This is a genomic window from Micromonospora parva (genome assembly GCF_000718515.1).
Taxonomy (GTDB): Bacteria; Actinomycetota; Actinomycetes; order Mycobacteriales; family Micromonosporaceae; genus Micromonospora; species Micromonospora parva.
Genome location: NZ_JNZS01000010.1, coordinates 107,539 through 119,470, shown reverse-complemented (window position 1 = coordinate 119,470; position 11,932 = coordinate 107,539). Strand labels below are relative to the sequence as shown.

The following is an 11,932-nucleotide window of genomic DNA, read 5'->3' as shown; positions in this document are numbered from 1 at the left end:
GGGACTGGCCTGCTCAGCGCTGGTCGGTGGGTTGCCGGCGGAACCGGTCGACGAGCCGTCGCCAGTAGAGCTTCGCGGCGACCGCGGCGCCGGCCACCCCACCCACGACCGCCTGCACGATCAGGCTGCCGGACCCCGCGTCCAGGTAGGCCAGATGTTCCACGGATCGCTCCTTGCCCTCGCCGTCTCGACACCGGCATCCCGGTCATCACCAATGAGGCTTTTAACCCGGAAAGCCGGACTTGTCCATCACCGTACGCTGGTCCCCGTTGCCGTCGCGGGCACATCGGCGGACTCCCAGACTCGGCACAGAATGCGGCAACGACGGCCGGGCACGCCGGCACGCTGCGGACACGCGCTGGGACCTCACCGAGACGCGGTCAGCCGTCGGCTGTTCCCGGTCGCGCCGCCCGTTGCGCCCACGCGTGCAGCGCGTCGCGGTCGCCGGCACCGTCGAGGTTCAGCGCCGCCTCGATCAACGCCAGGTGGGTGAAGGCCTGCGGGTAGTTGCCCAACGCGGTGCCGTCGGCGTCGAGCTGCTCGGCGTACAGGCCGAGCGGCCCGGCGTACCCGCACAACTGGTCGAACAACTCGGCGGCCTGCTCGCGTCGCCCCGCCAGGACCAGGGCCGAGACCAGCTCGAAGCAGCAGAGCAGGAACGCGCCCTCCTGCCCGGGCAACCCGTCGTCGGCCGTGTACCGGCGGATGAGCGCCGGGGCGACGGCCAGATCCCGCCGGATGCGATCGATGGTGGACAGCACCCGCGGGTCGTCACCGGCGAGGAACCCGACCAAGGGCATCCGCAGCAACGACGCGTCGAGTTCGGTCGAGTCGTACGCCAGCACAAAGCTGCCGATGCCGCTGTCGAAACCACGCTCGACGACCTCGGCGTGGATGGCGTCGCGCTCCCCGCGCCACCGCTCGACGGGGGCGTCGTGGTCGCCGACCAGGTCGGCGAGGCGGATGCCCCGGTCGAGGCAGACCCAGGCCATCATCTTCGAGTTGACGTAGTGCCGCAGCGGCCCGCGGATCTCCCAGATGCCGTGGTCCGGCTCCCGCCACCGGGTGGCCATGGTGTCCACGTGCCGGCGCAGCACCTGCCACTGCTCAGTGGTCAACTCGCCGGTGAGCTGCTGGTACGACAGCGTGGCGTCGAGCACGTGCCCGTACGTGTCGAACTGCAGCTGGTGGGCGGCCTCGTTGCCGATACGCACCGGCCGTGAGTCGGCGTACCCGTCGAGGTGCTCAAGCACCGCCTCCTCGCGGGTCACCCCGTGGATCCCGACGAGGGGGGTGAGAACCTCGCCGGCACAATCGCACATGGTGAGCAGGAAGTGCAGGTAACGACGGCCCTCCTCGGCGTGACCCAGCCGGAACAGCGCGAGCAGCAGCAGCGCGGCGTCGCGGTGCCAGGTGAAGCGGTAGTCCCAGTTGCGCACGCCGCCGATCTCCTCGGGCAGCGAGGCGGTCGGCGCGGCGAGCAACGCACCGGTCTCGTCGAACGACAGGCCCCGCAGGACGGCCGCGCTGTGCCGCACCTCGGCGCTGCCCCGCCCGGTGTAGTCGGTACGGTCCGTCCACTCCCGCCAGGTCCGGCAGGTCCGCGCCAGCAGCTCGGCCGGGTCGACCTCGTCGATGCGGCCGGGGCCGTAACCGAGCAGTACGTCGACCGTCTGCCCCGCGCGCAGCACCGTTTCGGCGCGCAGCGTCGCGCCGTCGACCCGGAACGACAGCCCGGAACGCAGCCGCAGCCCCGCCTCGGCGGCCACCCACTGGCCGTGGTCCCACCGCCAGTCCACCGGGCGGGAACCGTACCCGGGGCGCGGTGTCACCTCGGCTCGTACCCGCACCGACCCGGCGCGCACGTGCAGGCGGCGCACCAGCAGCATGTCCGCGCGGAACGGCTGCGCCTCGTCGCCGGTCCGGACGGCGAGGAAGTCCTGACCGGTCGCGGTGCCACCGGCGGCCCGGTACGCGCTCTCCACCACCAGGGTGCCGGGCAGGTACCGGCGGACCGGCGCGGCGTCAGCGGCGACGGAGAAGGTGAACGCGCCACCGACGCGACGGTCCAGCAGCCGGGCGAAGACCGCGTCGCCCTCGAAGTGCGGCACACAGAACCAGTCGACAGCGCCGTCCGCGCCGATCAGCGCCCCGGTGTGGGTGTCGGAGAGGAACGCGTACGAGTCGATCGGCGGCGTGCTCGCGGAGCCGAAGGCCGGCACGCGACTGCCTACCCGGCGGGTCGGCGCGGAAACGCGACTACCGGTCATGCCGGTGGGTACACCGCCGCATGCGACAGTTCGTCAACTGGTCCGGCAGCCTCTCGTTCACCGCGAGGGAGTTCGCCGAGCCGGCCGACGAGGACGCGGTGCGGGAGCTGGTCGTCCGGGCGCGGGAGTCCGGGCGGACGATCCGGCCGGTCGGGTCGGGCCACTCGTCGAGCCCGCTGACCCGCACCGACGACATCCTGCTCAGCGTCGACCGGCTCGCCGGTGTCATCGCCGAGGACGCCGACCGGGCGCGGGCCTGTGCGGGCACCAAACTCAAGGCCCTCGGTGAGGGCCTGTACGACGCCGGGCTGGCCATGGACAACCTCGGCGACGTGGACTACCAGTCGATCGCCGGCGCGACCGCCACCGGCACGCACGGCACCGGCGTCGGTTTCGGCAACCTGTGCACCCAGGTGGTCGGCGTCCGCCTGGTCACCGGCACCGGCGAGGTGCTGGACATCTCCGCCGACGACAACGCGGACCTGCTGCCGGCGGCCCGGCTCTCGCTGGGCGCTCTCGGGGTGGTCACCCAGGTCACCCTGGACGTGCAACAGCAGTACGAGCTGCGCCGTCGGGCGTGGTGCGCGCACGTCGACTGGACCCTCGACCACCTCGCCGAGTTGCAGCACACCAACCGCAACATGGACTTCTACTGGTACCCGCGCAGCGACCAGACCCAGATCCGCACCCTCAACCGGTCGGACGGGACGTCCGGCGAACGGGTGTGGGCCGCGCCACGGGTGCCGGACTCCGGCCCGTGGGGTGCGCCCCACGAGATCCGGTCCGGTCCGATCCACCGCACCATCCCCCAGGAACGGGAGCTGCGGTTCGAGGAGATCGAGTACATGCTGCCGTCGGAGGCGTTCCCGGCCTGCTTCGCCGAGGTCCGACGCCGGATCCTGCAACGGCACCGCACCGTCGTCGGCTGGCGGGTCCTGGTGCGCACCATCGCCGCCGACGACATCTGGTTGAGCAACGCGTACGGCCGACCGACCACCACCATCGCCTGCCTGCAGAACACGTCGCTGCCGTACGAGGACTACTTCCGGGACATGGAGGCGGTCTTCCGTCAGTACGGCGGCCGGCCGCACTGGGGCAAGAAGCACTGGATGACTGCCCGTGACCTGCGGCCGCTCTACCCGCGGTGGGACGACTTCCAGGACGCCCGCCGCCGGCTCGACCCGGACGGGGTGTTCCTCAGCCCCGACCTCGCCCGGCTGCTGGAGGAGAGCTGATGACCGAGATCGGGGCCCGCCTGTGGGTCGTGCCGGGCGGGCACATCCCGTTCCCCAGCACCGGCCCGGAGCCGGCGTTCACCAGCTTCGACCAGCTGTGCGTCCTGAACACCACCGACACCCGCGCCGACACCGAACTGCACCTCTACTACGCCGACGCCGAGCCGGTCGGCCCGTACGCCATTACCGTCGACGCCCGTCGGGTGCGCCACGTGCGGCTCAACGACCTGATCGACCCGGAGGCGGTGCGGCTCGACCGGCCGTACGGCTGTCTGCTGCGCTCCCCGGTCCCGGTGGTGGTGCAGTTCCTGCGCCAGGACACCCGGCTGCCCGGGGTGGTCGCCCTCACCGCGGCGATGGCGTACCCGGCGTAGCCGTTCGGCGCAGGTTCGGTCGGGGGCCGGGCCGGGTAGCCCCCGCCATGAGACTCACGGCCGGGACGCGGACGGCGGGCAGGCTGCGGACCCGCGCCGGGCGGGCCGTGCGGGAGAGTCGCCAGCGGATGCGGCTCTATCTGATCGTGGCGCTCCAGGCCGGTGTGGCTGCCGCCCTGGCCTGGCTGGTGGCCCGCGAACTGCTCCGCAACCCGGAGCCGACCTTCGCGCCGGCCGCGGCGGTCGGTGTCATCGCGGCGTCGCTGGGCAACCGTGCTCACCGCGCGCTGGAGCTGGTCGCCGGGGTGGTGCTCGGCATCGGCGTGGGTGATCTCCTGATCAGCCTGTTCGGCACCGGCCCCTGGCAGACCGGTGCGATCGTCTTCCTGGCGATCACCGCTTCGGTGCTGGTACGCGGCACCGGCGCGCTGATGACCCAGGCCGGTGGTACCGCCGTGCTCATCGCCACCCTCACCCCGACCGCGCCGGACCTGGAGCTGCCCCGAACGATCAACGCCCTGGTCGGCGGGGCGGCGGGGCTGTTCGTGATGCTCGTCCTGCTGCCCCTCAACCCGATGCGGATGGTGCGCCGCTCCGCCGAGCCCGCCCTGAACCTGTTCGCCCGGGAGATGACCGCCTCGGCGCAGGCGCTGGCCGAGGCGGACTGGGGCCGCGCGCGGGCGGTGCTGGACCGGATGCGTGCCGCCGACCCGCAACTGCGCCAGCTCGTCGCCGTGACGACCGCCGCCGACGAGGTCGTCCGGCTCTCCCCGGTGCGGTGGCGACGACGCCGGGCGATCGCCACCTACCGGGCCGGGGTGACGCACATGGAGCGGGCCTTCCGCAACAGTCGCGGTCTGGTCCGCCGCATCGGCACCACCCTGCGCGACGAGGAACCGGTGCCGGCGGCGCTGCCCGCCGCCGTGGAGCACCTCGGCGAGGCGGTCCGGCTGCTGCACCGGGAGTTCGTGGCCGCGCAGGAGCCGGTGCGGGCCCGGGAGCGGGTGCTGCACGCCGTCCGGGAGGCGGGCGTGGCCGGCCGGCAGGACCTGGGTTTCTCCGGGACGATAGTGGTCTCCCAGCTGCGGACCGCCGCCAACGACCTCCTCCGGGCCACCGGCGTTCCTCGGGACGAGGCACGCCGGCTGGTCCGCGAGGCCGCCGCCGGCTGACCGGCGACCGGTCACGCCGGCTCGGCGTCCGCTGTGGGATTCGGCAACCGGACGGTGAACACGGTCCGACCCGGACGGCTGTGCACCCCGACAGTGCCGTGGTGGGCCTCCACCACCGCCGCGACGATCGCGAGGCCGAGACCGGTGCTGCCCTGCGCGCGGGACCGGGAGCTGTCGCCCCGGGCGAAGCGCTCGAAGATCTCCGGTTGCAGCTGCGCCGGCACCCCCGGCCCGTCGTCGGCGACGGTGAGCACGGCGTCGGTGCCGTCGACGGCCAAAATGGTGGTGACGGTGCTGCCCGGCGGGGTGTGCACCCGGGCGTTGGTGAGCAGGTTCGCCACCACCTGGTGCAGCCGGGCGGCGTCGCCGGGCACCCGGATCGCCACCTCGGGCAGGTCGAGCTGCCAGCGGTGGTCGGGGCCGGCGACGTGCGCGTCGCTGACCGCGTCCACCACCAGGGCGGTCAGGTCGACCGGTTCGACAGCGAGGGGACGGCCGGTGTCGAGGCGGGCCAGCAGCAGCAGGTCGTCGACGAGGCTGGTCATCCGGGTGCTCTCCGACTCGACCCGGCGCAACGCGTGCGCCACGTCGGCGGGTACCTCGTCGCGGCCGCGCCGGGCCACCTCGGCGTAGCCGCGGATCGCCGCGAGTGGCGTGCGCAGTTCGTGGCTGGCGTCGGCGACGAACTGGCGTACCCGGGTCTCGCTGGCCTGCCGGGCGGCGAGCGCGTCGGCGACGTGGCCCAGCATCCGGTTCAGCGCCGCGCCGACCTGACCGACCTCGGTGCGTGGGTCGGTGTCGGCGGTCGGCACCCGGACCGCGAGCGCCACCTCCCCACGGTCCAGGGGCAGCTCGGTGACGCGGGTGGCGGTGGCGGCCACCCGGTGCAGCGGTCGCAGGGTGGCCCGCACGATCAACGCCCCGGCGGCACCGGCGATGACCAGCCCGATCGCGGCCACCCCGAGCTGCGCCGCGATCATCCCCCAGACGATCTCCTGGACGCCGGAGAGGGGGATCGCGACGACGCGTACCCGGCCGTCCCAGTACTGCCGGGCCACGGCCCGGTAGTCGCCGCGGTCACCGAGGTCGACGGTGCGCGGTGCGGTGTCGACTGGCAGGTCCGCCAGCGCGGCGACCTCCGCCACCGGCACGGACCGCGGGTCGGGGAACGCGTTGGAGGCGCTGTTGGTCAGGGTCCGGGCGCTGGTCACCCGGCCGTCGGTGATCTCGGCGACCACGGTGCCGGACGGCAACCCGGGTGGGATGCCCGGTCCGTTGCCGGGGAAGGCCGGCCGGCCCGGCCGGTCCCCCCGCATGGCCGTCGCGGGGGCCAGCTGGGCGTCCAGCCGGTCGATGAGGAAGTGCCGCAGCGCCACGGTGGTCAGGCCACCGATGGCGACGCTGACCAACGCCAGCAGCGCGAGCAGGGCGAACACCAGTCGGGTACGCAGGGAGCGCCCGGCCAGCCAGCCACGGACGGCGCGCAGCGGACGGCGGTGGCTACTCGGCGGGTTTGAGGACATAGCCCGCGCCGCGCAGTGTGTGGATCATCGGCGGCCGACCGGCGTCGATCTTCTTCCGCAGGTACGAGATGTACAGCTCCACCACGTTGGCCTGGCCGCCGAAGTCGTAGTTCCACACCCGGTCCAGGATCTGCGCCTTGCTGAGCACCCGGCGCGGGTTGCGCATCAGGTAGCGCAGCAGCTCGAACTCGGTGGCGGTGAGGGTGACGAGTTGGCCACCCCGGCGGACCTCGTGGCTGTCCTCGTCGAGGCTGAGATCACCGACGGTCAGCACCGCCTCCTCCCGGGCGGCGACCGCGAGCCCGGAGCGGCGCAGCAACGCGCGCAGCCGGGCGATCACCTCCTCCAGGCTGAACGGTTTGGTGACGTAGTCGTCGCCGCCGACGGTCAACCCGGCGATGCGTTCCTCGACCGCGTCGCGGGCGGTCAGGAAGAGCACCGGCACGGTCGGGGCGTCCTCGCGCAGCCGGCGCAGCACCTGGAAGCCGTCCAGGTCGGGCAGCATCACGTCGAGCACCACCGCGTCCGGTTGGAACTGTCGGGCGGTGCTCAACGCCGCCATGCCGCTGCCGGCGGTGCGCACCTGCCACCCCTCGTAGCGCAGGGCCATCGACAGCAGGTCGGTGAGCGTGGGTTCGTCGTCGACCACCAGCACCCGGACGGGTTCACCGTCGGGGCGACGCAGCTCGATCCGGCTCGGCGCGGCCTGCCCGTTCATGACCATGCCCCCATCGTGGCCACGATGCCTGTGCCGGGCCCCTGCGGACGCTGTGTGCCAGCTGTGCGGCCGGGCCGCCGCCACCGGTCAGCCCCGCCTCATGGTCACTCGGACACCCCGTAGGCGTCGGTGCGCACGAAACGCATGCTCCAGCCACCAGCCTCGTCGGGCCGGTCGCGTTCGTAGAGATGGTCGGGGCCGGGCTGCACCGGGCCCGTACCGTCCGGGTGCCGCATGATCCAACGCTGGGGTGGGGCGCCGTCCGACCCCGCCGGCAGCAGCCGGACCAGGCCGTCCGCGGGCCCGCCGACGAAGCGTACGGTGACCTCACCCATCGCGGTGTCCCCCCAGGTGACCGTGCCGGCACAATCGGTGACACCGGCTCTGGCTCGCAAGCTACCGCACCCCGCCGCCGGGGCGCAGCGAGTGCCCGGGGCCGTCCGGCCTCGGTTTGCCCAGTTCGGAGTACGGGTACCGCGATCGAGCACCCGGCCGTCGGCGGGGCGAGGGCGAGGAGTGGTCGATGCGGACGCTGGACGGGCGGTACCGGCTCGAACAGCGCATCGGGGTGGGCGGGATGTCCGAGGTGTGGCGGGCGTACGACGAGGTGCTCGACCGGCCGGTCGCGGTGAAGCTCATCTCGCCCGGTCGCGACGACCAGGACGGCCCGGTGGACCGGATCCGCGCGGAGGCCCGGTCGGCGGCCCGCCTGGAGCACCCGAACGTGGCGAGCGTGCACGACTTCGGCACCTCCTCGACGTGGCCCGGCCGGCCGGTGTCCTACATCGTGATGGAGCTGGCCGAGGGTGAGACGCTCGCGGTGCACCTGCGCTCCGGGCCACTGGACTGGCGGATCGCGGTGCGGGTCTGCGCGGAGGTCGCCGCCGCGCTGGCCGCCGCGCACGCCGAGGGCATCGTGCACCGGGACGTCAAGCCCGCCAACGTCATGCTCACCCCGGCCGGGGTGAAGGTGCTCGACTTCGGCATCGCCATCGCCGCCGGCGCACTGGACCCGATGCCGTCCGGGATGGTGCTCGGCACCCCGGCGTACCTGGCGCCCGAACAACTGGAGAAGACGCCGGCCACCCCGGCCGCCGACATGTACGCCCTCGGCGTGCTGCTCTACTACAGCCTGACCGCTCGCCTGCCGTACCGCGCGGAGACCGCCAGCGAACTGCTCCTCGCCCGCCGCTGTCAGCCGCCGGAGCCGCTGCCCGACATCGCCGGGCTCCCGGCGGAGGTCGCCGAGCTGTGCCACTCCTGCCTCGCCGACGACCCCGAGCAGCGTCCGAGCAGCCTGGTCGCGGCGCTGCTGCTGGCCGAGGCGGTGGACGCCCGGGTGTACGTGCCGATGACCATCCCGACGGCCCGTCGGCCGGCCCCGACATCGCCGTGGACCGAACGGGCCGCCGCGGAGGCCACCGAGGCGGTGGCACTGGTGGACGAGCCCTCGCGGCGCTGACCGTACGGCGCACGGCGTTTCGCCGGGCGACGGCGGGGTAGCCGGCCTGGTGAGCGACGGGAGAAACGCGATGCCGGATCAGAGTTCCTGGCTGCGTGAGGCCACAGCGACCGCCGAGGGCGGTCACGTACGCACCGACGATGGCGGGCTCTCCACAGCGCTGGCCTCACCGCTGGCGCCGCACTGCACCGGGCTGACCCCGGAACAGTTGCTGGCCGCGGCCTTCGCCTCCTGCCTGCACCACGCGGCGGTGGAGGTGGCCGGGGAGATCACCGACGAGGCGCACACCGTGCAGGTCCGGGCGGAGGCGAAGCTGGGACGCGACAACGACGGCCGGTACCGGGCCGACGTGCACGCGGAGATCTCCTCGGCCGGCCTGAGCCGAGATCAACTGGCCGACCTGGTCGAGTACGCCGACCGGCTCTGGCCGTTCTCCAGCGGCGACGCCAGCCGACACCGGCTGACCGTCACCCCGGCCGAGAACGGCCGACACTGACCCGCCGGGCGGGCCCGACCCGACGATCGTGACGCGTGTCGGCCCCGCATGATCGTGCTTGATCCTGGTTGTAGGTGCCTCGTTCCTGCTTGAGGGCCCTGTTTCCTGGATCGGGCACGATCTTGCCGAGGGCCTCGGCGACTTCGTCTACGACGCCGACGGGCACCGCGGCCATCACCCGCTTGATCGACTCGGGTTCCTGAAAGTCGCGGTGTCTAGTGGGGGGTTTTACCCCGACTCGTCTACGACGCCGACCGGCACCGCGGCCATCACCCGCTGATCGACTCGGGTTCCTGAAAGTCGCGGCGTCCAGGTGGCGGGGTTACCCCGACTCGTCTACGACGCCGACCGGCACCGCGGCCATCACCCGCTGATCGACTCGGGTTTCTGAAAGTCGCGGTGTCCAGGTGGCGGGGTTACCCCGACTTCATGAAAGCCGAGTGGATCATGTCGGTCTGCGTCGTTCGCGCAGCCTGACTGGGCCGACCCGGCCGCACCGCGCCGTGCGGCAACCCCGATGGTGGTGAACAACCGGTCGATCAAGACCCTTGCCCGGCCGCCCAGCAGGACCCGCGACCAACCTGCGCCGGCCAAACCGGCCTCCGCCGGCCTCCGTCGGCCTCGCCGGCCGAACGAGGCACCACACCCTCAAGATCGTGCTCGATCCAGGAAACAGGGCCCTCCCGATGCCGAGGAGGCCACTACAACAAGGATCGAGCACGATCATTGCGAGCGGCGAGACCGCCCCCACCACCAAGCGAACCGACGGCGGTCAGTGGGAACACCCCCGCGGGCCGAGCCAGGGGGCCGGGTGTCGCAACCCGGCACCGTGACGCGGCACCATGACGCGGCACCATGACGCGCCACCATGACGCGCCACCATGACGCGGCACCATGACGCGGCGCCGTGACGGGGCACCGTGACGGGGCACCGTGACGGGGCACCGTGACGCGGCACGCCGATGCCTGCCGATCGCGGCACTTCGCTGCGCCGCCGCCGGAGGATCGGCCGAGGGAGCGGTGGGCTTTCCGGGGGCATCGCATCGGGTGTTCGGTGGAACCTGGAGCGCGGTCGGACGTCGGACCGACGGCCCCTCGCCGCGAGCGCATTCATCCAGCAAGTCGGGAATAACCGTCTGGAGGCATCCGCGAGGTTGATCAGCTTCGCTCTGCTTTTGCCCGCTAAAGTCATCATGATCAGGGCAAATTGTGGCGCATGCCACCGTACCGGCCTATGGCATCGAGCATTCAGCTCTTTAGCCTCGGCAGGTGCATCCCGACGACCCCTCCGCCCAGAAGCTGACCGACGCGCGCCCGACCACCCCACCGGACGACGCCGCATCAACCGAACGGACGATCGGCCGTCACCGCGCTCCCGAACCGCGACGACGGGCCCTGCTGGGCTCGACCCCGGTGCGGGTGGCGCTGGCCACCGGTGTCACCTGCTGCCTCAGCCTCGTCGCGGTCGCCACCGCCCAGGGCAACGACGACACCCCCCGTACGGTCGAGCCGCTCGCCGAGGCGGTGGCCGAGCGCGCCGCCATCGCCGACGAACGCGCCTCCCGGTCACTGGACCGCGACCTCGCCCCCGCCCGGGTCCTGCCCAGCCCGACGGCGAAGCCCACACCCACCCCCACCGCCGTCCGCAAGACACCCAAGAAGCCGGTCAAGCCCCGCCGGCCCCGGCCCGTCGCCGGCCTCGACCAGGCCCAGATGGACAACGCGAAAGTCATCGTGGACGTCGGCCTGGAGATGAAGATGCCGCGCCGCGCCCTGGTGGTGGCGTTGGCGACCGCCATGCAGGAGAGCAACCTCTACAACCTGGCCAGCGACGTCCTGCCCGAGTCGGCGCAGTACCCGAACCAGGGCAGCGGCTCCGACCACGACTCGGTCGGGCTGTTCCAGCAGCGGCCCAGCAGCGGCTGGGGCACGGTGGCCCAACTGATGCGCCCGTCGTACGCCGCCCGGGCCTTCTACAGCGCGCTCAACGAGATCCCCGGCTGGCAGGACATGAGCGTCACCTCCGCCGCCCAGGCCGTCCAGATCTCCGCCTACCCCGACGCGTACGCCCAGCACGAGGACCGGGCGACCACCGTCGCGGCCGCGCTCACCGCCTGAACCGGGCGACCGACCCCCGCGCCCACGGGCCTCAGCGACGACCCGGCGGCTGCGCGCCCGGGTCCGGCCCACCGGCCCCGACGCGGCTGCCCGGCATGCCGGCGGCGGCGGTCGGGGTGTCCGCGGGCACCTGGTCGACCGTCACCCGGCTGAGGATCTCCTCCACCCGCGCCTCGCGCCGTCGACGGGCGTCCAACGCCGCCTCGACGTCACGTCGGGCCTGCACGGCCTCCGCGTACGCCTGCTCGCGCACCCGCCGTGCCTCCTCGCGGGCCTCGTCCAGCTCGACGCGGGCCCGGGCCAGGATCTCGGCGGCCTCGCGCCGCACCGCGTCCCCGGCGTGCCGGGTGACGGCGGCGTCGCCCAGGTCCAGCCGTTGCAGCAGCCCGCTGAGCCAGGCCGCCTCCTGACGGATCTCGTCCCACTCCCGGGCCGCCCCGGCCGCGCTCTCGGCCCGCGCCGCGAGCCGGGACAGCCGGATCCCCAGCTCGTCCAGGCAGTAATCCACCTGCCGCTGGTCGTAACCGATGTCAACGACGGAGAACCTCATACTGTCGCCCCCAG

At 73.0% G+C, this 11,932-nt stretch carries 12 protein-coding genes; 6 read left to right on the top strand and 6 right to left on the bottom strand.

The features are described from left to right. Nucleotides 1-13: 13 nt before the first annotated feature. Together IF22_RS35410 and IF22_RS0115630 are read right to left on the bottom strand one after the other, a co-directional pair. The gene (locus IF22_RS35410) at nucleotides 14-163 is read right to left on the bottom strand and encodes a hypothetical protein (protein WP_165947858.1); all 150 of its coding nucleotides are present in this window, start codon (nucleotides 161-163) and stop codon (nucleotides 14-16) included. A 217-nt stretch (nucleotides 164-380) separates the two neighbouring features. After that, nucleotides 381-2,222: a glycoside hydrolase family 15 protein gene (locus IF22_RS0115630; RefSeq protein WP_036411565.1), complete on the bottom strand. Its 1,842-nt coding sequence runs from the start codon at nucleotides 2,220-2,222 to the stop codon at nucleotides 381-383. Nucleotides 2,223-2,290: 68 nt separating this feature from the next. Here IF22_RS0115630 and IF22_RS0115625 point away from each other — a divergent pair, with 68 nt between their 5' ends. Genes IF22_RS0115625 through IF22_RS0115615 form a run of 3 tightly spaced genes read left to right on the top strand, consistent with a single transcriptional unit; the run spans nucleotide 2,291 to nucleotide 5,051 of the window. After that, on the top strand, nucleotides 2,291-3,505 hold the full coding sequence (locus IF22_RS0115625) for a D-arabinono-1,4-lactone oxidase (RefSeq protein ID WP_030332605.1): 1,215 nt from the start codon (nucleotides 2,291-2,293) through the stop codon (nucleotides 3,503-3,505). Then, nucleotides 3,505-3,879: a sensory rhodopsin transducer gene (locus IF22_RS0115620; protein WP_030332602.1), complete on the top strand. Its 375-nt coding sequence runs from the start codon at nucleotides 3,505-3,507 to the stop codon at nucleotides 3,877-3,879. The genes IF22_RS0115625 and IF22_RS0115620 overlap by 1 nt, the downstream gene beginning before the upstream one ends. Before the next feature lie 47 nt (nucleotides 3,880-3,926). Continuing rightward, a complete protein-coding gene (locus tag IF22_RS0115615) occupies nucleotides 3,927-5,051 on the top strand; it encodes an FUSC family protein (RefSeq protein ID WP_081883844.1) in 1,125 nt (374 codons plus the stop codon). Between the two features lie 11 nt (nucleotides 5,052-5,062). Here IF22_RS0115615 and IF22_RS0115610 read toward each other — a convergent pair whose 3' ends face one another. The 3 genes from IF22_RS0115610 to IF22_RS0115600 form a co-directional block, all read right to left on the bottom strand. Further along, nucleotides 5,063-6,574 (bottom strand): sensor histidine kinase, encoded by a 1,512-nt coding sequence (locus IF22_RS0115610; protein ID WP_051708516.1) that lies wholly within the window; start codon nucleotides 6,572-6,574, stop codon nucleotides 5,063-5,065. Beyond that, the gene (locus IF22_RS0115605) at nucleotides 6,552-7,298 is read right to left on the bottom strand and encodes a response regulator transcription factor (RefSeq protein ID WP_030332598.1); all 747 of its coding nucleotides are present in this window, start codon (nucleotides 7,296-7,298) and stop codon (nucleotides 6,552-6,554) included. The genes IF22_RS0115610 and IF22_RS0115605 overlap by 23 nt, the downstream gene beginning before the upstream one ends. Nucleotides 7,299-7,396: 98 nt before the next feature. Continuing rightward, nucleotides 7,397-7,687 (bottom strand): hypothetical protein, encoded by a 291-nt coding sequence (locus tag IF22_RS0115600; RefSeq protein WP_245233643.1) that lies wholly within the window; start codon nucleotides 7,685-7,687, stop codon nucleotides 7,397-7,399. 128 nt (nucleotides 7,688-7,815) lie between these two features. Here IF22_RS0115600 and IF22_RS0115595 point away from each other — a divergent pair, with 128 nt between their 5' ends. From IF22_RS0115595 to IF22_RS0115580, 3 genes are all read left to right on the top strand, one after another. Then, entirely contained in the window at nucleotides 7,816-8,754 is a 939-nt protein-coding gene (locus tag IF22_RS0115595) for a serine/threonine-protein kinase (RefSeq protein ID WP_030332595.1), read from the top strand. A 70-nt stretch (nucleotides 8,755-8,824) separates the two neighbouring features. Continuing rightward, nucleotides 8,825-9,250, top strand: a complete 426-nt coding sequence (locus IF22_RS0115590; protein WP_030332593.1) for an OsmC family protein — start codon at nucleotides 8,825-8,827, stop codon at nucleotides 9,248-9,250. Between the two features lie 1,269 nt (nucleotides 9,251-10,519). Next, nucleotides 10,520-11,368, top strand: a complete 849-nt coding sequence (locus IF22_RS0115580; RefSeq protein WP_030332589.1) for a hypothetical protein — start codon at nucleotides 10,520-10,522, stop codon at nucleotides 11,366-11,368. A 31-nt stretch (nucleotides 11,369-11,399) separates the two neighbouring features. On the opposite strand, the gene IF22_RS0115575 is transcribed toward IF22_RS0115580, so the two are convergent. Continuing rightward, nucleotides 11,400-11,918, bottom strand: coding sequence for a F0F1 ATP synthase subunit B family protein (locus tag IF22_RS0115575; protein WP_030332585.1), 519 nt, complete (start codon nucleotides 11,916-11,918; stop codon nucleotides 11,400-11,402). Nucleotides 11,919-11,932 lie beyond the last annotated feature (14 nt).